Source organism: Caulobacter sp. Root1472, from assembly GCF_001426985.1.
Lineage (GTDB): Bacteria > Pseudomonadota > Alphaproteobacteria > Caulobacterales > Caulobacteraceae > Caulobacter > Caulobacter rhizosphaerae.
Window position 1 is genome coordinate 87,988 of record NZ_LMFX01000015.1, and the last position, 23,118, is coordinate 111,105.

At 69.7% G+C, this 23,118-nt stretch carries 24 protein-coding genes; 6 read left to right on the plus strand and 18 right to left on the minus strand.

Annotated features, from left to right (window positions below; translation table 11 throughout):
- Nucleotides 1-247: 247 nt before the first annotated feature.
- Nucleotides 248-1,207 carry a LysR family transcriptional regulator gene (locus ASD47_RS12285; RefSeq protein ID WP_056756561.1) on the minus strand — a complete coding sequence of 320 codons (960 nt, stop codon included), beginning with the start codon at nucleotides 1,205-1,207 and terminating at the stop codon, nucleotides 248-250.
- A gap of 113 nt (nucleotides 1,208-1,320) precedes the next feature.
- Between ASD47_RS12285 and ASD47_RS12290 the strand changes: the two genes are divergently transcribed.
- Complete coding sequence (locus ASD47_RS12290) at nucleotides 1,321-1,716, plus strand: nuclear transport factor 2 family protein (RefSeq protein ID WP_056756565.1); 396 nt, start codon at nucleotides 1,321-1,323, stop codon at nucleotides 1,714-1,716.
- Here ASD47_RS12290 and ASD47_RS28230 read toward each other — a convergent pair.
- Both ASD47_RS28230 and ASD47_RS12295 read right to left on the minus strand, forming a co-directional pair.
- Nucleotides 1,645-2,025 (minus strand): uracil-DNA glycosylase family protein, encoded by a 381-nt coding sequence (locus ASD47_RS28230; protein WP_369800293.1) that lies wholly within the window; start codon nucleotides 2,023-2,025, stop codon nucleotides 1,645-1,647. The two genes, ASD47_RS12290 and ASD47_RS28230, sit on opposite strands and share 72 nt — an antisense overlap.
- Nucleotides 1,976-2,584, minus strand: a complete 609-nt coding sequence (locus ASD47_RS12295; protein WP_056756570.1) for a DNA-3-methyladenine glycosylase — start codon at nucleotides 2,582-2,584, stop codon at nucleotides 1,976-1,978. Before ASD47_RS12295 ends, ASD47_RS28230 begins: the two co-directional genes overlap by 50 nt.
- A 122-nt stretch (nucleotides 2,585-2,706) precedes the next feature.
- Between ASD47_RS12295 and ASD47_RS12300 the strand changes: the two genes are divergently transcribed.
- The gene (locus ASD47_RS12300; RefSeq protein WP_056756575.1) at nucleotides 2,707-4,629 is read left to right on the plus strand and encodes an ATP-binding protein; all 1,923 of its coding nucleotides are present in this window, start codon (nucleotides 2,707-2,709) and stop codon (nucleotides 4,627-4,629) included.
- 82 nt (nucleotides 4,630-4,711) lie between these two features.
- Nucleotides 4,712-6,487 (plus strand): hypothetical protein, encoded by a 1,776-nt coding sequence (locus ASD47_RS12305; protein WP_056756578.1) that lies wholly within the window; start codon nucleotides 4,712-4,714, stop codon nucleotides 6,485-6,487.
- Nucleotides 6,488-6,528: 41 nt separating this feature from the next.
- Here ASD47_RS12305 and ASD47_RS12310 read toward each other — a convergent pair whose 3' ends face one another.
- The 13 genes from ASD47_RS12310 to ASD47_RS12370 form a co-directional block, all read right to left on the minus strand.
- Nucleotides 6,529-6,978, minus strand: coding sequence for a hypothetical protein (locus ASD47_RS12310; protein WP_156402223.1), 450 nt, complete (start codon nucleotides 6,976-6,978; stop codon nucleotides 6,529-6,531).
- Between the two features lie 253 nt (nucleotides 6,979-7,231).
- Nucleotides 7,232-8,332: a chemotaxis response regulator protein-glutamate methylesterase gene (locus ASD47_RS12315; RefSeq protein WP_200945257.1), complete on the minus strand. Its 1,101-nt coding sequence runs from the start codon at nucleotides 8,330-8,332 to the stop codon at nucleotides 7,232-7,234.
- Nucleotides 8,333-8,335: 3 nt separating this feature from the next.
- Nucleotides 8,336-9,196 carry a protein-glutamate O-methyltransferase CheR gene (locus ASD47_RS12320; RefSeq protein WP_056756585.1) on the minus strand — a complete coding sequence of 287 codons (861 nt, stop codon included), beginning with the start codon at nucleotides 9,194-9,196 and terminating at the stop codon, nucleotides 8,336-8,338.
- Nucleotides 9,197-9,264: 68 nt separating this feature from the next.
- Entirely contained in the window at nucleotides 9,265-9,753 is a 489-nt protein-coding gene (locus ASD47_RS12325) for a chemotaxis protein CheW (protein ID WP_056756590.1), read from the minus strand.
- Entirely contained in the window at nucleotides 9,753-11,438 is a 1,686-nt protein-coding gene (locus ASD47_RS12330) for a methyl-accepting chemotaxis protein (RefSeq protein WP_056756592.1), read from the minus strand. Before ASD47_RS12330 ends, ASD47_RS12325 begins: the two co-directional genes overlap by 1 nt.
- Nucleotides 11,439-11,458: 20 nt before the next feature.
- Complete coding sequence (locus ASD47_RS12335; RefSeq protein ID WP_056756597.1) at nucleotides 11,459-13,252, minus strand: methyl-accepting chemotaxis protein; 1,794 nt, start codon at nucleotides 13,250-13,252, stop codon at nucleotides 11,459-11,461.
- 17 nt (nucleotides 13,253-13,269) lie between these two features.
- Entirely contained in the window at nucleotides 13,270-13,770 is a 501-nt protein-coding gene (locus ASD47_RS12340; protein WP_082564599.1) for a chemotaxis protein CheW, read from the minus strand.
- A 14-nt stretch (nucleotides 13,771-13,784) separates the two neighbouring features.
- Nucleotides 13,785-15,752, minus strand: a complete 1,968-nt coding sequence (locus ASD47_RS12345; protein WP_056756605.1) for a chemotaxis protein CheA — start codon at nucleotides 15,750-15,752, stop codon at nucleotides 13,785-13,787.
- On the minus strand, nucleotides 15,749-16,114 hold the full coding sequence (locus ASD47_RS12350) for a response regulator (RefSeq protein ID WP_056756608.1): 366 nt from the start codon (nucleotides 16,112-16,114) through the stop codon (nucleotides 15,749-15,751). The genes ASD47_RS12345 and ASD47_RS12350 overlap by 4 nt, the downstream gene beginning before the upstream one ends.
- Complete coding sequence (locus tag ASD47_RS12355) at nucleotides 16,111-16,479, minus strand: lipid asymmetry maintenance protein MlaB (RefSeq protein ID WP_162251638.1); 369 nt, start codon at nucleotides 16,477-16,479, stop codon at nucleotides 16,111-16,113. Before ASD47_RS12355 ends, ASD47_RS12350 begins: the two co-directional genes overlap by 4 nt.
- A 185-nt stretch (nucleotides 16,480-16,664) precedes the next feature.
- Nucleotides 16,665-17,066 (minus strand): helix-turn-helix domain-containing protein, encoded by a 402-nt coding sequence (locus ASD47_RS12360; protein WP_056756779.1) that lies wholly within the window; start codon nucleotides 17,064-17,066, stop codon nucleotides 16,665-16,667.
- A gap of 187 nt (nucleotides 17,067-17,253) precedes the next feature.
- Nucleotides 17,254-18,147, minus strand: a complete 894-nt coding sequence (locus tag ASD47_RS12365) for an ankyrin repeat domain-containing protein (protein WP_056756615.1) — start codon at nucleotides 18,145-18,147, stop codon at nucleotides 17,254-17,256.
- Between the two features lie 18 nt (nucleotides 18,148-18,165).
- A complete protein-coding gene (locus tag ASD47_RS12370; RefSeq protein WP_056756618.1) occupies nucleotides 18,166-19,104 on the minus strand; it encodes an Mbeg1-like protein in 939 nt (312 codons plus the stop codon).
- 163 nt (nucleotides 19,105-19,267) lie between these two features.
- On the opposite strand from ASD47_RS12370, the gene ASD47_RS12375 reads away from it, so the two are divergent.
- Genes ASD47_RS12375 through ASD47_RS12385 form a run of 3 tightly spaced genes read left to right on the plus strand, consistent with a single transcriptional unit; the run spans nucleotide 19,268 to nucleotide 22,336 of the window.
- Nucleotides 19,268-21,013 carry a LysM domain-containing protein gene (locus tag ASD47_RS12375; protein WP_056756622.1) on the plus strand — a complete coding sequence of 582 codons (1,746 nt, stop codon included), beginning with the start codon at nucleotides 19,268-19,270 and terminating at the stop codon, nucleotides 21,011-21,013.
- A 43-nt stretch (nucleotides 21,014-21,056) separates the two neighbouring features.
- On the plus strand, nucleotides 21,057-21,821 hold the full coding sequence (locus tag ASD47_RS12380; protein WP_156402224.1) for a hypothetical protein: 765 nt from the start codon (nucleotides 21,057-21,059) through the stop codon (nucleotides 21,819-21,821).
- On the plus strand, nucleotides 21,818-22,336 hold the full coding sequence (locus ASD47_RS12385; RefSeq protein ID WP_056756630.1) for a hypothetical protein: 519 nt from the start codon (nucleotides 21,818-21,820) through the stop codon (nucleotides 22,334-22,336). Before ASD47_RS12380 ends, ASD47_RS12385 begins: the two co-directional genes overlap by 4 nt.
- Here ASD47_RS12385 and ASD47_RS12390 read toward each other — a convergent pair.
- Both ASD47_RS12390 and ASD47_RS12395 read right to left on the minus strand, forming a co-directional pair.
- A complete protein-coding gene (locus tag ASD47_RS12390) occupies nucleotides 22,329-22,538 on the minus strand; it encodes a hypothetical protein (RefSeq protein ID WP_056756633.1) in 210 nt (69 codons plus the stop codon). The two genes, ASD47_RS12385 and ASD47_RS12390, sit on opposite strands and share 8 nt — an antisense overlap.
- A 34-nt stretch (nucleotides 22,539-22,572) precedes the next feature.
- Entirely contained in the window at nucleotides 22,573-23,070 is a 498-nt protein-coding gene (locus ASD47_RS12395) for a hypothetical protein (RefSeq protein ID WP_056756636.1), read from the minus strand.
- Nucleotides 23,071-23,118 lie beyond the last annotated feature (48 nt).

Here is a 23,118-nt window from a genome sequence, read left to right on the forward strand (position 1 = left end):
TCGATGCTCAATGCCAGCCCCACGCTTAGCTTGATCGACGAACACCACCTTCTCGTTCATCCGGTGATACCCGGCGACGGTACGCGGCTGTTCGAAGAAGAAGGCCTGCGCACCAGTCCTGGGTGCGTGGACGTCGAACCGTTCGAAAGCGGGATTACCAGGACGGTCTATCAGCGCCTGTAAGGACGTCGATCCGATGGCGCGTGCGAGCGAGTCGGCACCTGCCCCTCTCTCGGTCTTTCGGCGCCTACTCGGCCACCGCCGGCGTGCTGCCGACGCGGCGCGCCGCCTTCATGACGGGAGGACCGCTCCGGATGGTGTCGATCAGGGCGCGGAGCGGCGGCGCCATTCTCCGTTGCGCCGGATAGCAGAGGCAATAACCCGGAAAGGGCGCGGACCAGGCTTCGAGCAGCGGAACGAGCGTCCCCTGAAGGACATGGGGCGCGATCAGCTGTTGGCTGGCGAAGGCGACGCCGACCCCTTCGAGCGCAGCTTGCACCCCAAAGTCCTTGAGGTTGGAGATCAAGGGACCGTCGACGGCGACCTCGAACCACTTGCCGTTCTCCATGAACTCCCACTTGTAGGGCGACTTGTGTCCGGGCCAGCGCCAACCGATGCAGCGATGGGCCAGCAGGTCGCGTGGATGCGCCGGCGTGCCGTGACGGGCGAGATAGTCGGGAGAAGCCACGGCCGTCTGGCGCAGATCCGGGCCGAGTTTCACCGCGACGAGGTCCTTGTCGATGACCTCGCCGAGCCGAATAGCGACGTCATAGCCGTTGGCGACGATGTCCACCACGGCGTCGTCGAGGGTGACATCCAGGATTACGTGCGGAAAAGCGTCGCTGAAGGCGCGCAGGATCGGCGTCAGATAGAGTCCCGCCGCCGCCCGGAAGCAGTGCAGGCGCACGACGCCGGCCGGCTCGGCTCGGCGCTCTCGGGTTTCGCCCAGCGCCTGCGCCAACGCCTCGACGTTGGGCCGAACCCGATCGAACAGTTGGGCGCCCGCGTCCGTGAGGGAGACGCTACGGGTCGTCCGGTTGAACAGGCTGACCCCGACCTGCTCCTCGAGCGCGCGGACCATCTGGCTCAGCGCCGAGGAGGACACGCCAAGGCTCTCGGCCGCGCGACTGAAGCTCAGCGAACCGGCGACCGCCACGAAGGCGCGGAGCTGGTTGAAGTCACCGGCAGACGGAAGAGGCGTATTCATGGTCGCCCGTAATTGGTTAGGTCAGCTTACAAGGCTGGTTAGCGCGCGCAGGCTAAACATCGACAAGCCCTTCTTTAAACCAAGCGAGCCGCTGGATTTGAAGGAATGCCGCCATGACGCCGTTGAACACACCACCGAAGCAAAATCTAGCCGGGCTGATCGCCCTGGCGCAAACCTACTTCGACGCCGCCTACGAAATGGACGCCGGCAAGTTCGCGCCCCTCTTCAGTCCGGCCGCGTCCATAACCCGGCGGGGCGACGACGATAGCGTGCTGGTCACCCCCCTGCCCGCCTGGCTCGATGCGGTCAGGAGCCTGACCTCGCCCCGGGACGCCGGCGTCGCGCGCGCTGACGAGATCCTCGCCATCGTGACCACGCACGACATGGCGTTGCTCAAGCTCCGTTTGCGGATGCCGTCGCGTAACGTCACAGACCTGCTATCCTGCTTCAACTTCGGCGCTGGCTGGCAGATCGTTCAGAAGGTGTTCACCGCCGAGGTCCAGGACTGACCGAGCGCCCGTAACTAACATCACCGACCGATCGACGGCTGGATCCGAGCCTCGCCTCGCTCGGCAGCCTTCCAGCGCACGATCGGCTCTGCGACCGCGGCGTGATCCCGCCAGGTGCAGGACCCGCCAGAACCGCTTGCCGCGGCCCACGAAGTGATGGCCCGCCGCAGCCGCGGAAAGTCCGGGGTTCAGCCCGCGGAAGGTGAGACCCAGGCCCGGCGCGACGATGTCGGGGAGCGGTTTTTCCATGGGTGCGGGCCTACAGGTTGAGCGGCCTGGGGCCGCTGACGAACCGATTGCCTCGAACATAGAAGCGCAGCGGACGGTCCGCCTCGCGCGAAAGGCCGATCCTCACGCCCCGCCCGATTTCGCCGAAATCGCCATCGCTCTCGGGGTCGTCCTGGGCCAACCATAGAGGGCCTTCCTGGCAAAGATCCAGTCCGTCGGCCCAGGGACCGATCTCCAGCGCCTGGGCCAGGCGTCCAGGCCCTCGCGTCAGGTCCCGCAGTCGCTCTGTCCGCCGGTTGCGCTGCATGATCGCCACCCCATCCCGCGGTTCCAGGGCCCGGATCAGGACCCCGGCCCCGACCCCGGCCGCCTCGCTGGAGACGTTCAGCATGTAGGCGCTGCCGTAGCTGAGATAGATGTAGGCATGGCCGGACTCGAGAAACAGCGAGCGGGTGCGCGGCGTCATGCCGCGATAGGCATGGCCGGCGGCGTCGCCCACCCCATAGGCCTCGGTTTCGACGATGGCGCCGCTGAGAACGCCTTCCGGCGTCTCGCGCACCACCACCTTGCCGATCAGGAAGCGCGCCAGGGCGACCGTGTCGACCGGCAGCTCCGAGCGGACGAGGGGTCGATATCCCATGCCGAGGCGCTCCTTTCCGCCGAAAGACCCGGATTTAACGGTCCTTTCAATACGAGCTGCGCATATGGCGACAGCGAAGCTGTTTCCCAGGGCGTCGCTCGTAACCTCGTAAGGGTATCCGCGTGCAGGACCAGGCTTCCAGCGACCAGGACGGGGGCTATGGCGCGCTCGACGTCCTGGACGCCAGCCAGGAATGCGCCTGGATCCTGCGGCTGGACGGCGTGGTCGAGCATGCCAACCGCCGCGCCCAGGCGCTGTTCGCGGCCAGGCAGGACAACTCAGCCGCCTGGCGCTCGATCTGGCCGGAGGAAAGTCGTTTCTCGCTGGATCGCGCCCTCGACATCGCCCGCGGCGGCCAGGTCGCCCACTTCCGCGCGTTCCTGGGCGACGCCCGGCGCCGGGCCTATTGCGACACGACGATCTCGCCGATGTGCGACCGGAGCGGCGCGGTGATCCGCCTGCTGGCCTGCGCCCGCGACGTCACCGAGGAGGTCGAAACCCTGGGCTTCCTGAAGACGGTCATCCAGCTTCTCCCCTCGCCCCTGACGGTCAAGAACGCCGAGGACGGCCGCTATGTGCTGATCAACCGGGCCGCCGAGGACGCCTTCGGCCTGGTCGCCGAGGAGGCGGTGGGCAGGACGGCCGAGGACGTGCTGCCCACCGCCCTCGCCCGGACCCTGACCCAGATCGAAAGCCGGGTGCTCGAGACCGGCGAGATGCGGATCTGCGAGGAACAGGTCGGCGGCGAGCCCGGCGCCGCGCCCCGCTACCTGCTGACCAAGACCCTGGCCACCTATGACGACATCGGCGCACCCCACCTGATCACCCTGGGCGACGACATCACCGCCAGCAAGCTGGCCAAGGCCTCGTTGCGCGCCGCCCTGGACCAGGCCGAACAGGCCAGCCAGGCCAAGACCGCGTTCCTGGCCAATATGAGCCACGAGATCCGCACGCCGCTGAACGGCATCGTCGCCGGCGCCGACCTGCTGGCCCGGGGCGAGCTGTCGCCCAGGGCGCGGGAACTGGTCGAGATCATCGGCCATTCAGGCCGCAGCCTGGAACGCCTGCTGTCCGACATCCTCGACCTGGTGCGTATCGAGGCGCGGCAGGTGACGGTCGAGAACCAACCCTTCGACCTGGGCGAGCTGACCCGATCGGTCGGCGCCCTGTGCGCCCTTCGCGCCGAGGAGAAGGGCGTGCTGCTGGAGATCCGCGTCGATCCGGCCGCCCAGCGGACGGTGATCGGCGACGACGCCCGGCTGCGTCAGGTGCTGACCAACCTGGTGAGCAACGCGGTCAAGTTCACCGATCGTGGCCGGGTGACGCTGGACGTCGCCGTGGAGGCGGACGAGCGTGCGCGCTTCTCCGTCCGCGACACCGGCATCGGCTTCGACGCCGCCGAGAAGAGCCGCATCTTCGAGCGCTTCCAGCAGGCCGACGCCTCGTTCACCCGCCGCTTCGGCGGCACGGGCCTGGGCCTGGCCATCTCGCGCGAGCTGGTCCAGCTGATGGGCGGCGTCCTCTGCTGCGACAGCGCTCCGGGCGAGGGATCGACCTTCTGGTTCAGCCTGCCCCTTCCCGTCCATCAGCGGGCGCTTGACGAGGAAATGGCCGACCCCGTGCTGGAACCGCCCGCCATGCCGCGGGTCCTCGTGGCCGACGACCACCCGACCAACCGCAAGATCGTCGAGCTGATGCTGGCCGAGGTGGCCGAGATCTTCAGCGCCGAGAACGGACGCGACGCGGTCGACCTGTGCGCCGCCGTCGCGCCCAGCCTGATCCTGATGGACATGCAGATGCCGGTGATGGACGGCCTGGACGCCGTTCGCGAGATCCGGGCGCGCGAGGCGGCGGCCGGCGCGACGCGGACGCCGATCATCATGCTGACCGCCAACGCCCGCCCCGAGCACGTCCACGCCAGCCGCCAGGCGGGGGCCGACCTGCACCTGGAGAAACCGATCACCAGCGCCATGCTGTTCTCGGCGATCGACCGGGCCTTCGAGGCGGCCCACGGCGCACCGGAGGCGCTGGTCGCGCAAGCCTGATCAACGCCAAGGCGTGCGATCTTTACCCGCCCTTCGCACATCTTCCGGCATGATGCGGCAACAGTAATCATCCGGCGATTTCATGGGCTTGGCGTCTTCCTCGGCGGTTTTCGCAACGACTTTCCAGGCCTCGGCCGAGGCCGATGGAGGCGCTCGGATCGGCGCGCGCCTGGAATCGGCCCGCCAGGTGGTGGAGGCCCGCTTCCTCGAAGCCGGCGACGTCTTGTCGCGGGCCGTCGACGGGGTCGGCGCGCTGATCGCCGGCCTGGACGCGATCCGCACCAATCTCGACGCCGAGACCGTGACGGCGACCACCGGCGAACTGGCCCAGGCCGCCGCGACGCTGAAGTCGCTGCCCGACAGCCTGGACGCCCGCCGCCAGCGCGTCGGCGAGCTGGTCAAGTTCAGCGACGGCCTGGCCGGCCGCATCGCCGAGATGCGCCAGCACCTGGCCTATCTCCGGGTCTTCGCGATCAACATCAAGATCACGTCCGGCGGCATCGCCGCGGCGGGTCCCGAGTTCGCGATCTTCGCCCAGGAGATCTACGACTGCATCGAGATGGGCGGCGCCCAGTTGGACGCCCTCAACAACGACCTGACCGGCCTGGACCAGACCCTGCGCGGCGCCCTGGCTCACGAGCAGAACCTGGCCAGGAGCTGCGCCAACCTGCTGCCCGCGGTGCCCGACGCCCTGACGGCCAGCGCCACCGCCATCGCCGGCCATCACGGGCGGATCGCCAGCGTCGCCGTCAGCGTCGCCGTCCTGGCCCGCGACGTCCAGAAGAAGGTCGGCGGCGGCCTGGCCGCCCTGCAGATCGGCGACATCACCCGCCAGCGGATCGAACACGTCCAAGCCGGTCTGGGCTTCCTGAACGGGGCGGGCGAGATCGCCACCCTCGCTCCGGAACCGCGCCAGCGCGCCCAGGCCTTCGTTCACCGCCTGCTCGGCGCCCAGTTGGCCGCCATGGCCGAGGACTTCCATCGCGAGGTCGCGCGCATCGGGCACAACGTGGTCGGCATGGCCGCCGACGCCACCGAATTGCTGCGCCTGCGCGACCTGGCTTCGGGCCAGGCCCCGGGCCAGACCGGCCAGTCCGAGACCAACTTCCTGCGCGATCTGGAAGGCCATGTCGGCCAGGCCCTGGATCTGGTCGGCGACATGACCGCCGGTGAGCGGGCCGCGGAAACGCTCAGCCGTTCGGCGGCCGTTTCGGCCCGCGAACTGACCGAACGCATCGCCGGCATCCAGAACATCCGCGCCGACGTGCAGATGATGGCGCTGAACACCACCCTCAAATGCAGCCGCATCGGCGAGACCGGCAAGCCGCTGGGCGTCATCGCCGTCGAACTGCGCCAGCACGCCATCCACCTGGAGAAGTCCGCGGCCCAGACCACCAGTTCGCTGGAAGGTCTGTTCGACGCCGCCGAGGCCCTGGGTCAGGGCGAGACCCAGGGCCTCGGCAGGGCGGCGGCCGCCGCGGCGGTGCTGAGCGGCGCGGTCGCCCGGATCGGCAAGGCCGGCGACGGCGTCGACAGCGCGCTGACCGCCGCGGCCCGCCAGGGCGCCGACGTGGTCGACATGCTGCGGCGGGCCGCCGAGCGTTTCGACTTCCACAAGCAAATCGGCTCGGTGCTCGACGACGCCGCCAACCAGCTTCTGGACATGGCGGGCGAGGACGAGATCCCCACCGACGACATCGCCCACGCCCTGCGCCCGCTGCTGGATCGCCTGGCCCGGCAGTACACCATGGCGCAGGAGCGCGAGGTCCATCGGTCGCTCACCGGGGGGCTGGCGACGGTCGAGGCGTCCGCACCGGCCGCCCCGGTGGTCGAGGATGAGGACGACGTGCTGTTCTAGGCCAGGGGCGCGGACCGCGGCCGCGCGCCCGGTCGGCCGAGCTAGGGCTCGTAGCGCTGCTGCTGAATGACCGCTTCGCGGCTGGCCAGGGCATGCAGATATCTGAAACGCGCCTGCGAGCCCTTCCTGTATCCGCCCAGCTCCGCCGCCTGGGCGGGGGTCAGCGTGAACCTGACATAGCCCTTTTCCGACAGGCAAGCCTCGACATGGTCGACGAGGAACCGCTGCAGAGCCTTCACCTTCGGCTCGGGCCGGCTCTTCAGGCCGTTGAGCGCATAGTCGCGCGCCAGTTTTTGCGTCGGGTCTTCCCGGGTCAGGGACGGCGGCAGGGATCGTCCGATGTCGATATCGGTATCCTGGCGGTCCAGCCCCAACACCACCGCGTCGAACTCGCCACGGCCCTTCATCGAGGTTGTCGCGCCCCGCTCGCCGCACGCGATCGAGTCCTTTCGGTAGTCGTCGAACGAGACGTCGGGCTTCCCCCACGACACGACCGGTCCTGGCTTCACGCCCGCGGCGCCCGCGGAGCCGCATGAGGCGGAGGCCAAGACGATCATCAGGCGGAGGGTCGTGTTTCGCATGGCCACACGTTCACAGGAGGATGGAGGCGGGCGCGCAAAGGCCTGCCGCAAAAACCGCAGGATAAATCCTCACAACGTACAGGTGCAATCCGCAAGGCGCGCCAACTGGACCAAGGCGCTTCACGCGGGTGAGGTCCCTCGCCTATCGATCCCAGGTGCACGCCTACCGGCTGGCCGCGCGCAGCACCTCGCCCGCCAGGCCCCGCAGCGGAACAACGCGGTCGACGCAGCCCAGGGCGATGGCTTCCTTGGGCATGCCGAACACCACCGAGGTGGCCTCGTCCTGGGCCAGGGTGAAGGCCCCGGCCTGCTTCATCTCGGCCAGGCCGCGCGCGCCGTCGTCGCCCATGCCGGTCATGATCACGCCCACAGCGTTCGACCCGGCCGCGCGCGTCGCCGAGCGGAACAGGACGTCCACGGACGGCCGATGGCGCGACACCAGCGGACCGTCCTTGACCGAGACGTAGTAACGGGCGCCGCTGCGCTCCAGCAGGGTGTGCCTGTTGCCCGGCGCGATCAGCACCCGGCCGCGCCGCACGGTGTCGCCGTCCTCGGCCTCCTTGACCTCGACGGCGCACAGGCTGTCCAGCCGCCGGGCGAACGAGGCGGTGAACTTCTCGGGCATGTGCTGGACGATGACCATGCCGGGCGAGTCCGGCGGCAGGCCTTCCAGCAGGACGCGCAGCGCCTCGGTGCCGCCGGTCGAGGCCCCGACGCAGACCACGCTCTCCGTCGTGCGGGCCATGGCCCGCACCCCGGTCGGCGGCGGCAGCATGGCGTCGGCCGTCAGCTTCTTCTCCGGCTCGTGGCCCGGCCGGGTGAACTGCGGAACCAGGCGCTTGACGCCGGCCAGCCTGGCGCCGGCCGCGGCCTTGACCGCGTCGCAGACGCGGATCTTCGATTCCAGCAGATGGTCGGCGACCCCGACCTTGGGCTTCAGGATGATGTCGACCGCCCCCGCTTCCAGCGCCTGCAGCAGGGTCTCCGAGCCCGCCTCGGTCAGGGACGAGCACATCACCACCGGGATCGGCTTCTGGGCCATCAGCTTGCGCAGGAAGGTGATGCCGTCCATGCGCGGCATCTCGACGTCCAGGGTGATGACGTCGGGGATCTCCTCGGCGATGCGCTTGGCGGCCACGAAGGGATCGGACGCGACGCCCAGCACCTCGATCTGCGGATCGGATTCCAGGATCGAGGTCAGGGTCTGACGCACCGTGGCCGAGTCGTCGATGATCAGGACACGGATCTTGCGGACCACGGACATGAGCTATCGCTTCTGGAAGACCGTATTGGCGATCTGGACAACGGGCAGGTCGATGCCGACGATCGACTCCGAGTGGCCCAGGAACAGATACCCGCCAGGCGCCAGATGGTTGCACAGCCGGCTCAGCACCTTGGCCTGGGTGGCCTTGTCGAAATAGATCAGGATGTTGCGGCAGAAGATGATGTCGAGACCGGTCTCGATCGGATAGGCCTCGTCCATCAGGTTCAGGCGACCGAAGGCCAACTTGGACCGCAGGTGCGGCTTGATCCGCACCTCGTTGCGCGACGCATCGCGGGCCCGCATCAGGTAGCGCTGGCGGCGGGCCATCGAGACCGGCTCGATCATCTGCTCGGAAAAGCGACCGGCGATCGCCTGGCCCAGCACCTCGGTGCAGATGTCGGTGCAAAGGATCGAATAGTCCGTCCCCCGCTGCTTTTGGCAGAACTCGTCCAGGATCATGGCCAGGGTGTAGGGCTCGGCGCCGGTCGAGCAGGCCGAACTCCAGATCTTGATCTCCGTCTTGCCCTTGGCGGCCAGGGCGGGCAGCCCCTTGGCCACCAGGAAGTCGAAGTGGGCGGGCTCCCGGAAGAACTCGGTCTTGTTGGTGGTCACCGCGTCGATCAGGTGGATGACCTCGGCCTCCATTCCATTCTCGTCGAACAGGTAGCGGCAGTAGGCGTTCACGTCGTCGATCCGCGTGGCGCGCATCCGGCGCCGCAGGCGGCCTTCCAGCATGGTGCGCTTGTTGGCCGGCATCTTGATGCCGCTGTAGTCGTGGATGAACGTCGCCAGGCGCTGGAAATTGCGGGCGCTCAGCTGTTCGATCTCCGGGGCTTGCAGCACGGCGGCGGCTTGTCTCGACACGGGCGTCTCCGTTCGCGGCGCTCGCGCCGCTCGTGTTCGGGCGGCTGCTTGGGCCACCGGGCGCAATCCTAGGCGGCCTGGCTGAGGGCGGCCGCGTCCTGGCTGGTCAGCAGGCGCCCCAGGTCGAAGATCACCACGAAGCCGCTGCCGCCGGACCCGGTCTCGCGACGCACCACGCCCTGGATATAGTCCGAGCGCCACGGCACGCCGATATCCGGCGCGCCTTCAATCTGGCTCTCCGAAAAGGCGACGACCTCGATCACCCGGTCGGCGACCAGGCCCAGCGACAGCACACGGTCGTCGACCGGCACGTCCAGCACCAGGATGCGGGTGGCGCCGGTCGGCTCGACGCGGGGCAAGCCCAGCTTCAGGCGCAGGTCGAGGGTTGGAGTGCCGCGCCCCCGCACGTCGGTCAGGCCCATCAGGTAATCGGGCCCCTCAGGGATCGCGAACGGCGGCTGGTAGTCCAGGATTTCGCGTACGTGGCTCACCGACACCGCGAAGACTTCGGCGCCCAGGCCCAGCGTGACGAACTGACGATCGGCGGGACCGGCCATCAGGCGTATTCCCGGAAGTCGGCGTCGTCGGCGTCGGGACCGCCGCTGGTCAGGTCGAGGGCGAAGCCGCCGGCCCGCGCCTGCTGGGCGGCGACCGTCTGGCGCGGCGTCGAAACGGCGGGCTTGCGAGCCGCGGACGCCGCGGGGCGCTTGACGGCGGAACGGGCGGTCGGACGACGCGTCGCGGCGCCGCCGGCGCTGGTGCGGAAATAGGCGATCGAGGCCTGCAGTTCCTCGGCCTGGGCGGCCAGTTCCTCGGACGTGGCCGACATCTGCTCGGAGGCGCTCGCGTTCTGCTGGGTCACCTTGTCCAGCTGCTGGATGGCCTCGTTGATCTGAGAGGCGCCGATGTCCTGCTCGCGGCAGGCGGCGCTGATCTCGGCGACCAGCTCGGCGGTCTTGCGGATGTTGGGCACCAGGGTCGTCAGCATCTCTCCCGCCGACTGGGCGGCCTTCACCGTGTCCGAAGACACCGCGCCGATCTCCGTCGCCGCCGCCTGGCTACGCTCGGCCAGCTTTCGCACTTCCGAAGCCACCACGGCGAAGCCGCGGCCATGTTCGCCGGCCCGGGCGGCTTCCACCGCCGCGTTCAGGGCCAGCAGGTCGGTCTGGCGGGCGATCTCCTGCACGATGGTGATCTTTTCGGCGATCGTGCGCATGGCCTCGACGGCCCGGCTGACCGCCTCGCCGCTGACTTCCGCATCCTTGGCCGATTGGCGGGCGATCTTCTCGGTCTGGGCGGCGTTGTCGGCGTTCTGCTTGATGTTGGACGCCATCTCCTCCATCGAGGCCGAGGCCTCCTCGGCCGACGAGGCCTGCTCGGTGGCGCCTTGCGACACCTGCTCCGAAGCCGCTGACAGCTCCTGGCTGCCGGCCGAGACGTTTTCCGAGGCCGAGATCGCGTCGGAGACCACGCCGCGCAAGCGTTCGATCATGACGTTCACATGGCCCAGCAGATCGCCGATCTCGTCCTTGGTGGTGATGTCGACGGTCTTGGTCAGGTCGCCGTCAGCCACCGCGCGCACCGCTTCCGAGGCCCGGTTAAGGCCCTTGCCGACCGCCATCGAAATGTAGAGCGCCGCGCCGGCCGCGATCAGCAGCGAGACCACCGTCAGGGCGACCAGACTGTTGCGCACCGAGGCGAAGTCCTCGTCGGCCTTGTCGGTGGCCGCCTGCAGCTGGGCTTGGGAGAGTTCGACCAGTTCCTGCACCTGGTCCGCGGCTTCGGTGACCGCCTTGCGCCCGTCGCCCATCGAAACGGCGGCGGCCGCCGCGTCGTTGTCGGCGAGGGCCAGGGCGTAGACGCGGTCGTGGGCGGTGATCAGTCGCTCCCAGGCGTCGCCCAGCGCCTGCCACTTCGGCCTGCCCTCGGCGGTCGCCAGGCCCTCGGCCTTGGTCAGCAGGGCCTCGAAGGCGCGCTTCTCTTTCTCAATCGAGGCCTCGAAGGTCTTCACCTCTTCGGGACTGTCGACCAGGACCATGTTCTTTTCAGCCCGCACCACATTGAGCATGTGGATGTTCAACTGCTGGGCGGCCTGCAGGCGCACGGCGGGCCCGTCGACCATCGCGTTCATGTCGCGATTGGTGGTCGACAGGCTGTTGATCCCGAACAGGGTCGCGGCCAGCAGCAGGGCGATGATCAGGCCAAAGGCGAGGCCGAGCTGCAATTTGATCGTAAAGCGCATGGTCTTGTCCTTGGGACGGATCAGTATTCGGTGAAGTCGCGGTCGTCGGAGTCGGGGCCGCCCTGGCTCAGGTCGAGGGCGAAGCCGTGGGCGCGGGCCTGCTGCACCGCGACGGCGCGGGCCGGGGCCTTGCGCGGCGCGGTCTTGCCGCCGCGGGCCGGCAGGCGCACGACCGGCGCCGGCTTGCGCTGTGCCTGGGCGACGTTCGACAGACGGAAGTAGGCGATCGAGGCCTGCAGCTCCTCGGCCTGAGCCGCCAGCTCCTCGGAGGTGGCCGACATCTGCTCGGAGGCGCTGGCGTTCTGCTGGGTCACCTTGTCCAGCTGCTGGATGGCCTCGTTGATTTGCGAGGCGCCGATGTCCTGCTCGCGGCAGGCGGCGCTGATCTCGGAAACCAGTTCGGCGGTCTTGCGGATGTTGGGCACCAGGGTCGTCAGCATCTCGCCCGCCGACTGGGCGGCTTTCACCGTGTCAGAAGACACCGCGCCGATCTCGGTAGCGGCGGTCTGCGAACGCTCGGCCAGCTTGCGCACTTCCGAGGCCACCACGGCGAACCCTCGGCCATGCTCGCCGGCCCGGGCGGCTTCCACCGCCGCATTCAGGGCCAGCAGGTCGGTCTGGCGGGCGATCTCCTGCACGATGGCGATCTTCTCGGCGATCGTCCGCATGGCCTCGACGGCGCGATTGACGGCTTCGCCCGACACCTCGGCGTCCTGAGCCGACTGGCGGGCGATCTTCTCGGTCTGGGCGGCGTTGTCGGCGTTCTGCTTGATGTTGGCGGCCATCTCTTCCATCGAGGCCGAGGCCTCCTCGGCCGACGAGGCCTGCTCAGTGGCGCCTTGCGACACCTGCTCCGAGGCCGCCGACAGCTCCTGGCTGCCCGCGGAGACATTGTCCGAGGCCGAGATGGCGTCGGAAACCACGCCGCGCAGACGCTCAACCATCCGCTGCAAAGCAACACCCAGGATGTCCTTGTCGGACAGCGGCTTGGTCTCGACCGTCAGGTCGCCGTCGGCCACCTTGTCAGCGATGGCGGCGGTGGCCCGCAGGTTCTCGGTCATCCGGTTGACGGTCTCGACCAAGTCCTTGATCTCGTCGTTGGTCGTCACCTGGACCTTCTGGTCCAGGTCGCCCAGCGCCACGGCGTCGGCCAGGGCCGCGATCTTCGACAGGCCCCGGCTGATCGACAGGGCGATCCAGGCCGCCGCCGCGACCGCGATCAGCAGCGAGACGGCCACCAGGCCGATCATCAGGTTGCGAGCGTTGACATAGGCCGCGTCGGCCTTTTCCTCGGTCGTCTTCAAGAGCCCCTGATTGAGCACGACCAAGCCGTCGACCTTTTCGGTGACGCTGTTGGTGATCGTCCGATGCGAGGTCTGCATCCGGCGGATCGCGTCGGCGCGCTGGTGGGCGAGGATCTCGCGGCGCATCGCCGTGTCCGAAGCGGCATAGACCTCCCAGTCGGCCTGGAGCGCCGTCCATTTGGCCTTCGCCTCGGGGTTGGTCGCCGCGGAAACCCCGGCAGCCACCAGTTCCTGGACGGCCTGCCGCTGGGTCTCGGCCTTGGCGTTCTGGCCCTCAACCTCCTCATCGTCGTCGGCCAGCGCCATGTTCTTCTCGGCGCGGCTGATCTGCAGGAGGTCGATGCTCAGCGACTGGGCGCGCTGCAGCTGGGCCATGGGCCCGGCGATCATGGCGCTCTGGGCGGTGTTCAGCTTGTTCAGCTCGCTGACCCCGAGCAGGGCCGCGCCCGTCATCAGGACGATCAGCAGTCCGAACGCCGAGATCAGCTTGGCTTTGATGGTGAAACGCACTGGAAGCCCCTGTTCGCTCAAGACTGAATGGTGTGAAGGGTGGTGACCGACGCGCCGGATCGGCCACGCGCGGCGAAAATCTGCTCGAGGTCGGGAATGACGATCACATCGCCGTCGCGCCGCGCCAGCAGGCGGATGAAGTCGGATCGCCAACGAAGGCCGACGCGCGGAACCTCTTCGGTGACGGCGCGGTCGATCGTGGTCACCTCGTGAACCTTGTCGGCCCGCAGACCGATCAGGGCCGGCTCGCCGTCCAGTTCGTGTTCGATGACCACGATCCGGCTGTCGATCGTGGGTTCGGCCGCGTCCATGTCGAAGGCCAGGCGCAGGTCGACCAGCGGGATCACCCGGCCGCGGAAGTTGATGACGGCGCCGACGAACGGCGGCGCCCCCGGCACGCCGGTCTCGGGCAACAGGTCCAAGACTTCCCGGACCAGGCTGGCCTCGAGGGCGAAGGTTTCGCCGCGCAGGTCGAAGGTCAGGGCCTCGATGGCTTGGGTCGACGGTTCGGCGGTCATGTCCGGGCCCTTCATCAGCTAGCGGCGCGCAGCGGCGCGTCCTGGCCCTGGCCGGCGGCCACCAGGTGGGCGATATCGAAGATCAGGGCGACGCCGCCGTCGCCCAGGATGGTCGCCCCCGAGAAGGCCCCAACCTCGGCATGGAAGGCCGACAGGGCCTTGATGACGGTCTGGTGGTCGCCGAGGATCTGGTCGACGACCAGGCCAACGCGGTCCTGTCCCGTGGAGACCACGACGATCTTCTGGTGGGGATCCGGCTCCAGGCCGGTGGCGAACATCTGGCGCAGGCGGATGAACGGCACCAGCTGATCGCGCAGGGTGATCAGGTTGCGGCCGGTGGAGCGGACATCCTGCTCGACCGACAGCTCCACGCACTCCTCGACCGAGGCCAGCGGAATGACGTAGCGACCCGTCCCGACCCGCACCAGCAGGCCGTCGATGATCGCCAGGGTCAGCGGGATGCGCAGCGAAACCACCGAGCCCTGGCCCGGCGTGCTGGTCAGGTCGATCGAGCCGCGCAGGCCCTCGATCGTGCGCTTGACCACGTCCATGCCGACGCCGCGCCCCGACAGGTTGGTGATCGCCGCCGCGGTCGAGAAGCCCGGCGCGAAGATCAGTTGCAGCAGCTCGTTGTCGCTCAGCACCTGGCCGGGCTGGATCAGGCCGTTCTCCTCGGCCTTGGCGCGAACCCGGGCGCGATCGACGCCGCGGCCGTCGTCGGTGATGGTGATCACCACCTCGGCGCCGGACTGGCGGGCGGCCAGCACGACCTGGCCCGACTCCGGCTTGCCGGCGGCCAGGCGCTGTTCGGGGGTCTCCAGGCCGTGGTCGGCGGCGTTGCGGATCAGGTGGATCAGCGGATCGGCCAGGCGCTCGATCACCGTCTTGTCCAGCTCTGTGGCCTCGCCCTCGGTCGACAGCTCGATCGCCTTGCCGGTGTCGCGGGCCAGGTCGTGGATCAGCCGGCGGAAGCGGCCGAACAGCTGGGCGATCGGCACCATGCGCACGACCATCATGGTGTCGCGCATCTCCGAAGCCAGGCGCTCGATCTCCTCGGCCACGGCGCGCAGGGCGATGTCGCTGCTGGAGGCCGCCAGTTGCTTGAGACGGGACTGGGCGATGACGAGCTCGCCCACCCGGTCCATCATCTCGTCCAGGCGTTCGGCGGGGACGCGCACGGTGTCGCCGCCGGCCTTGGTCCCCCGGGCTTCGTTGAGGACCTCCGCCTGGGTCGCGACGGCCTGGGGCGCGCCACGAACCTCGGCGACGTCCGCGACGGTTTCGGGCTCGGCGGCGGCGGCGTTCATGTCCTGGATGTCCAGGGTCATGTTGTCGATCACGAAGATGAAGACGTCCTCGATGGCGTCGCGGCCGTGCTTGGTGACCAGGGTCACGTCCCAGGCCAGGTGGCATTCGGTCGGGACCAGCACGTCGAAGTCGGGCGTCGCGTCGGTGATGGCGACCACCGTGCAGTCGCCCAGCTCACGCAGCTCGTCCAGCAAGGGCAGCGGCCGGGTTCCGTTGAGCAGCGCATCGGCCGGCAGGCTGAAGCGGACCCGCCAACGGTTCAGGCCGGGTTCCGAAACGATCTCGGCGGACGCCGGGCGCCCGGCGGCCTCGACCACGCGATGCAGATCGGCCAGCAGCAAGTCGCCGTCCGCCTCGGACGCAGGGCGGCCCTCGGCCAGGGCCCGCATGTGGTCCTGGGCGGCGAGCACCGCGCCGACCAGTTCGGGCGTGGCCGCAACCTCGCCCTTGCGGACGCGGTCGAAGGCGGTTTCGCAGTGATGGGTGAAGGCGGCCAGGGCGTCGAAGCCGAACATGGCCCCCGAGCCCTTCAGGGTGTGGAGGCCGCGGAACACCGCGTCCACCAGATCGCGATCCCCCGGACGATGCGCCAGGTCGAGCAGGCCCTGCTCGATCTCCTCCAGCAGGTCCTGGGCTTCCTGGCGGAAGGTCTCGATGGGATCGAGGCCGCTCACTTGGCCAGGACCTTCTTGACCACGCGGATCAACTGCTCGGGGTCGAACGGTTTGGTCAGCCAGCCGGTCGCGCCGGCGGCCTTGGCCTGGGCCTTGATCTCGGCGTCGGACTCGGTGGTCAGGAACAGGATCGGCACGCCGGCGCCGGCCGGGCGCTGGCGCAGCGCACGGATCATCGCCAGGCCGTCCATGACCGGCATGTTCAGGTCGGTGACGATCAGGTCGAAGCCGCCAGCCGAGCCCTTGTCCAGCCCATCCTGGCCATTGACCGCCTCGGTGACGGTGTAGCCTTCGCCGCTCAGGGCGATCCTGATCGCCTGCCGGATGCTGGCGGAATCGTCCACGGTGAGGATCGAGGTCATTGGGCGGTCCCTTGAAGCCAGAACTTGGCGCGCTCGGAGGTTTCGTCGGCGTCGAGGAAGCCGCCACGGCGCAGAACTTCCAGCACCGCGCCGCCCGCCGGATAACGCAACCTGAAGTCACGGCCAGTCGCAGCGGCCTTGCGGCGCGCGGATTCGATGAGTTGGATGAACGTCAGGTCGGTCTCTTCGACCGCGGCGATATCGACGAAAACCGGACCATCTTCACGCAGAGCCGCGTCAAGATCGTCACGAGCCGCGCCGATATTTGAGATCGTCACCTCTCCGGCGAACGAAATCGTATTTTTACCTGCACTCAACAATAACGTCGGCCCCCGCCGCGCGCAGGTACCAGCGTTATCTGGCACCACTACTTATCATAACTTGTGGTGCGCGCCTTAAATTAGCGTAAACCGGACAACTTCAGGGGGAGCGGCAAACTGTCGCGAAGCGTGTGCGTCACGCGGCGACTGCGGCGAGGTTGATAACAGGCCGCCGGTCGGGCGGGACCCTGGGTCCCGCCCTCAAGGATGGTCGGAGCGGCGCAGGGCGCTCAGGCTTCGTCGTCGGTATTGGCCATGGCCTTGGCCAGCGCCACCAGGCGACGGCGCAGGTTGGGGTTCATCGCCTTGAACGCGACGACCAAATCCTGCGAGCCGCTTTCGCCGAGAAAGTCGATCAGGCCGCCGGCGGGCGTGTCGCCGCTGATTCCAGGATGATCCAGACCCTCGAAGAAGTCGGCCAGCGGCGTGTTCAGCTTCAGGGCGATCTCGTAGAGCTTGGACGAGCTGACGCGGTTGGCGCCCCGCTCGTATTTTTGGATCTGCTGGAAGGTGATGCCCAGCGCCTCGGCCAGTTCGGTCTGCGACATGCCCATGGCCTTGCGCTTGGCGCGGATAAGGGCCCCGACGTGCCTGTCCACATGATGCGGCTCGGAAACGGACGTGACTTGCATGGTCTTCACCTTCCCTAAAACTCCTGACGCCAAAGCCTCCAGACAAGCGCCACTGTCGCCCATTATAAAGCCAAGGTTGCGGCTTGGTTGCAGGCGGATCGTCGCAGGCGAGTTTCGCCTGGATGCCGGCCGCCGGGGTCTCGAAGGATGACCTCCACGGGAGGTCGGCGGCGGGTCCAGCCGCGAACTAGCGTGGGCGCTTTTCGCCGTCAGCCGCCCAGTAGCGAGCCATGCGGGCCTTGACCGTCGCCGGCGGCGGCGAGGTCCAGCCGGCGGCGCGCGCCGCCGCCGGCGGCCAGGCGCCGGCCAGGACCAGGCGGCGGATCTCGCGGGCGTCCAGGACGCCCGGGAAGCGCCAACCGGCCTTCTCCAGGATCGGCACGACGCGCTGGCGCGCCGCCTGCTCCTCCGGCTCGCCTGGGCGCATGGGCCCGTCGACCACCGCTCCGACCGTCTCGCCGTTAGCGCCGACGCTCCAGGGATTGGCGCCCTGCTGCAGCAGGAATTCGGCGATGCGGAAGTTCTGCTGCTCGACCGCGAGACGCAGCGGCGTCGCGCCGCCGGCGTCATGCTCCTCGACCGGCGCGCCGTGGGCGACCAGCAGCCGCACCGCCCCCAGGGAGTTCAGGCCGACCGCCGCCTTCAGCGGCCAATAGGCGCCGTCAACCCGTCGGCCGGGGTCGGCCCCGGCCTTCAGCAGACGGTCTGCGAACCAGGGGTCGGTCGCCCGCAGGGCCAGGCTGAGCGGGATGGCGCCCGGCGCGCCGTCCGGCGACGCGCCAAAGGCCAGCAGGCGCTCCACCATCGGCTTGTCGCAGCGCGCGATCGCCAGGCTCAGCAGGTCGCCGTTCGGACCACCGCGCGTGGCGGCCAGTGTCTTGTCGACGGCCAGGCGGCGTTCGACGCCGGCGACATCGCCGTCCAGCACGGCGGACATCACCTCGCGCCCGGCCTGGCCGTGGTCGGCCGCCGCCAGCGCCTGGCGGGGATCGGGCAGAGCCGTGCCGCTCACGAAACACGCCGCCCCAGCCTGGTCCGCCATCACCATCGTCGCCATCAGGACGGCGAGCCTCAAGAGCATGAGAAAGGCCTCATCGGCCTAGTGGACCGCCGCGCGATAGGCCGCGTCAAGGCTGGAGATCAGCCAGGCGCGGCCATGCAGGTCGCCCAGCGAGGCGTCGTCGCCCGGCTGCCCCTCCGGCCCGACCGGCCGCAGCTGATGGCGGTCGCCGTAGGCGGCCGGCGCGTCGGCCAGCAGCGCGCCAAGGATCCCGCCGCCCAGGCCGCCGAACAGTCCGCCCAGCCCCGCGCCGATCCAGCGGTCGCCGCCGTCCTGGACCCGGCTCAGCGGGTCCCCGTCCAGATAGTAGGCGTCGACGTGCGGAGCGGCCGCGCCGTTCGCCCGCGCCGCCTCCAGGGTGTCGTCGCTGAGGCCGGCGGCGTTGAAGGTGTCGGCCTCCAGGCCGGACGCCACCGCCGCGGCCGAGGCCAGGCCGCCGCCCAGGGAATGGCCGGTCAAGGTGACGTCTTCGCCGGCCGTACGCAGGCGCTCGCCGATGACCAGGGCCTTGTCGTAGTGGCCGGAGTCCAGGCCCAGCCCCTGCTGGAAATTGTTGCGCCAATCCTCGGCGGTGGCCGAGCCCCGGAAGGCGACCACATAGCCGCCGTCCGTATTGGCGTAGACCCGGGCCCGGAAGCTGGAGCCGGACTCCTCCAGGTCGGTGGCGTCCAGGCCCAGCCGCGCCAGGTCGTCCTCGCCCGCCACATGCCAGCCGGCCGGTGGATTGGGCGTGTCGTTGTAGACGTCGTCGGCCAGCGCCAGGTGGACCTTGGCCCGGGCCAGCTCCTGGGCCTGGCCACCGGCGCTCGCCGCCACCGTGGCGTCAGCCTGGACCCGGGCCGCCGGCGCGACGCTGACCGGCGCTCGGGCGGTCGGCGCCGCCCAGTCGGCGGCGACGGACGCGTCGACGGAGGTCGCGGCGACCTGCGACTCTCGCGCCGCGCCGATCGCCGTCGTTGATCCGCTCTCGATGCGCATGACGCCTCCTTGGACCGGCAGGGGCTATGGGACGGTCAGATGCTGAAGGGCGGAACGTCGAACGCCTAGCTAGGGTCTTCCCTAGGCTAGGGTCTTCCCTAGTTATGCGGCGCGGTCGCGGGGCGTAGCGTTCGGGACGGTTGTCCGTGCGAGGAGCGTCCCCATGACCAGCGTGTCCCTGAACACCCAGGCCTCAGCGGCCGGCGGCGGGCGCTCCGGAGCCTCGGGGGACGAGCACCTGGTCAAGCCGGGCGAGACCCTGTCGGGCATCGCGGCGGAGCGCGGCGTGTCGCTGGACGCCCTGATCCGCGCCAACCCGCAGATCGTCAATCCCAACCTGATCCGCCCCGGCCAGGTCCTCGCCCTTCCAGCCGGCGGCGGCGAGCCCCGCTCGTATCGCGTGGCCGACGGCGACACCCTGTCGAAGATCGGCGAGACGCTCGGCGTCTCCTGGCAGGCGATCGCCCAGGCCAACCACCTGGCCAATCCGAACCTGATCCATGTGGGCCAGGAACTGCGCGTCCCGGGCGGCGGCGCGGCCCCCGTGCGGACGGAGACGACGGCCGCCTCTCCCGCCACCTTCGTCCAGACCCAGGCCGCAAACCGCCCCACGGGCGTCCTGCCCTCGACGGCGGGCCTCAGCGCCAGCCAGACGTACGAACTCTACGCCGGCTACGTGAACGCCTACGGCAGCGCGGAAGCCAAGGCCGACCTGGCCGCCGGCCGGCAAGTGATCCTGGGCCTGCGCACCGACACCGCCGTCAACGTCAACGGGGGAAAGGGCGCCTATGACGACCGCGTCGTGGTGCTGCAGGCGAACGCGTCCGGCGGGACGGTGACGGAGTTCTCGGCCAATACCGAGCCCTCCAGCCAGTACGACGGCCGCTTCGGTTCGGATTTCAACGGCGACGGCCGCCTGGAACTGGGCCGCATGGCCGAGGGCACGGTCAGCTTCCGGAAAAGCCGCAGCGACAGCCTGGGCGACGTGCTACGGCCGACGGGCCCGCTCGGCGTCGAACGCGACACCAACCACGACGGCCGGATCGACGCCAGCGACCCGCGGGGCAAGGGCCAGAGCACCGACAACTCGTTCCTGTTCCATGCCGGCGGGAACGGCAACACCGGCTCGGCCGGCTGCCAGACCCTAAAGCCTGGCGACTTCCGTACATTCTGGAACGGGCTGGGCGACCAGAAGACCTTCAACTACGTGCTGGTGGACGTCGACCGCCACGCAGCGCCCGGCGGCGCCACGCCCGTCCAGCCCGTGTCCAGGGACAACGTCCAGCTGGGCGCGTTGTCCGAGCGGTACGAGACCGGCGGGCGCGGCCCCGGCACGGTGTCGTCGGGCGCCGGCGACCCGGGCGGGGTGTCCTACGGCAGCTACCAGTTGGCCGGAAACCTGGGGCGGCCGCAGCAGTTCCTGGCCAACGAGGGCCGGGCGTGGGCGGCGGAGTTCGGCGCCGCCAGCCCGGGCTCGGCCAGCTTCACGGCGACCTGGAAGGCGATCGCGGCGCGCGAGCCCGAGGCGTTCAAGGCCGCCCAGCACGCCTACATCCAGCGCACCCATTACGACGTCCAGGTCGCGCATGTGCAGGCGGCCACGGGGCTGGATCTTGCGACCCGCTCGGCGGCCCTGAAGGACGTGGCCTGGTCGACCTCGGTGCAGCATGGGCCGGAGACCAACGCCATCGTCAAGGCGATGGCCAGGGTCGAGGCGCAGGGGGTCTCGCCGTCGGATGGCCAGGCCTATGACCGGGCGCTGATCAACGCGATCTATGACGAGCGCGGCAAGCGCGACGCCAGCGGCGGCCTGGCCTATTTCACCAGCTCTTCAGCCCAGGTCCAGGCCTCGGTCGCCGCCCGGTTCGGCGACGAGCGACGCGACGCCCTGGCCATGCTCGATCGATGAGCATCGCGTGAGAACCCCTGGGACCTCGCCGCGTTGTCGCGTCATGCCCCGTCGCCTGTTTCCCCTGCTTGTCCTTGCCCTGGCCCTGGCCGGTTGCGAGCGCCCGGCGGCGGCGGTCGCTTCCCCCCCGCCTGACGCCGCCGCCGGATCCGCTCCCCGGCAAGCGTCGAACGCCAAGGCTTCGCCCGCTGGAACCTACGCCATGCAGGGCGATCGGCGGGCGACCTTGACCCTCGCTCCGGCCGACGACGAATGGCGCGTCAGCCTCAAGGGCGGCGCCAGCGCAGCGGACGGCGCCGCAGCAGCGGCCGACTGCGAGATCGAAGCCCAGGGGCCGCTGGACGGCCAGACGATCGAGGCCAGGGTCGTGCCGTTCGAAGGGACCGACCTGTCGGTCAGCGCCCAGGACCTGGCCGCGCGCCCCGCCGGCGTGAAGGTCCACCTTGGTCCGCAAGGCGCGATCGTCAGCACCGACTTCCAGGGTTGCGGCGTCGGCGCCGACCTTTCGGGCCGCTACGCCCGCGCCGGCGCCGCCCCCAAAGGCGCCGCCGCCCTGCGGCCGGGCGCCTCGATCGCCGATCTCCGCGCCGCCTATCCGGACGCCCGGCTGGAGATCGTCGAGGGTTATCCCTGGGCGCGCTTCGCCATGCGGCAGGGCGGCCGCCCGACCGCGCTCCTGACCTTCGACGGCGAGAACGAGGAGCTGGCGGACGGGCGCAACAGCCTGCAGGCCATCGGCGCCGTGGTCGGCTGGGACGCGCTCAAACCGGCCGTGCGGGTCACCAAGGTGGAGGCGGTGAAGTCATGATCCGTCCGGTCGAACGCACCGCCAGCGCCGAGTTCTCCACCGCCTCACCGTCGACGACGGCCGCGCGGGCCGGGGTGGCGCGGCTGGCGCTGGAGGCGATGGCCACCATCGCCGGCGCGGCTCTGGTCGATCCCCTGCGCGGCGGAGATCGCGCCGGCGCCCTGGCCCAAACCTGGTCCGAACACGGACAGAGCAGCATGGCCCAGGTCGGCGGCGACCTGCGCACCCTGGCCGCCCAGAGCGGCCAGACCGTGGCCGGGCGTCTGTCGGCCACCTCGCCCGTCGACGCGGGCCGGATCGAGCGCGTGCTGGCCGACTTCGCCCGCGAGTTGCGCGCCCAGGCGATCGACAGGCCGCACATGACGCCGGCGGCCCTGGTCGAGCCGCTGATGCGGGCCATCGCCGCCGGCCTGCAGCGCGAGCCCGCCCCCGGCGCCGCGCGCGCCGACGCCGTGGAGCAGTTCGTGCGGATCATCGACGGCGCGACCCAGGACCTGCGCGGCGGGGCTAGCTAGCCTTGACGAAGCCTTGGTTCGTCAAGCGCAGCCTTCGCAGGTCGACACCCATTTCGTTACGGAACCGCGCGACCGCCGCATCCCCGAGCCGCTGTTGCATCACCCGGTCGTCTCGCTCCACGGCGTCGACATAGGCCGCCTGCTGGACCAGAAAGTTCAACATCAAGGTTTCGGCGAATTCCTGGCGGCCAGGCTCGTCCACGTGCGCGAAGGCCGGGACGACCAGCCTGATGGACTCAAGCCTTGGCCTCCGTCGCGGGCGAGGTCGCGTCGGTGCGGGTCAGATTCGCCAGGGCCGCGGCGGGTCGGTCCAGCTTGTCGTGGAAGGCCAGGGTGCGATCCATCTGGGCCTGGCTGCGCATTTCGGTCCACCACTGATCATGGATGGCGGCCTGGAAATTGCCGTTGGTCTTCTCCGAACGGGTCTCGATCGCGGGATCGGCGACGGTGTCCGCCGTGTCCTCGACCACCCCGACGGTGTCGTCGACCGCCCCCCCGACGCCCTCCAGCAGGCCGCCCAGGCCTTCAGCGAGCAGCGCCCCCTCGAGCGCGCCGCGCTGGGCGGGCGGCAGGGTCCGCAGCGCGGCGGCCGTCTGCGCGGGACCAGCCTCGGCGAAGGCCGCGCGATCCAGTTGGCCGCCTTGCTGGAAACGGTCAACGGCGTCGTCGAGACGGGTGTCGCGAACCGGGGCGGCGGCTGCGCGGCCTGGGCCGGACAGGTCTTGGACGTTCATGGCGGTGGCCTCCTGGTCCCACCCTGCGCCGAACGGCTCGGCGCGGCT